The 236-nt window shown below is 36.0% G+C and carries 1 protein-coding gene; it reads right to left on the reverse strand.

The features are described from left to right. A partial coding sequence (locus tag AAEY62_RS24795; RefSeq protein WP_502935578.1) for a nucleotidyl transferase family protein occupies positions 1–236 on the reverse strand: 236 nt, incomplete at both ends.

Consider the following 236-nt stretch of genomic DNA (forward strand, 5'->3'; position numbering starts at 1 on the left):
TGCTTTAACGCCTAGCTTTTTAATTAAAATATCACTAACAAATTGCTCTGCATGCATATTTGCAAATTGCTGATTAAAGCTAATACAAATAACTCGTTCAATACCTAACTCGCTGAGCAGTAGCAGTTTATCTCGTAAGCGAGTTAAACGCGCTGGCGCATTACTTTTAGCAAAAAACTCTTGTGGTTGAGGCTCAAACAACATTACCGTACTAGGTAAATTATTTGCTTTAGCAT

The organism is Pseudoalteromonas sp. GW168-MNA-CIBAN-0100 (assembly GCF_040309225.1).
Classification (GTDB): domain Bacteria; phylum Pseudomonadota; class Gammaproteobacteria; order Enterobacterales; family Alteromonadaceae; genus Pseudoalteromonas; species Pseudoalteromonas arctica.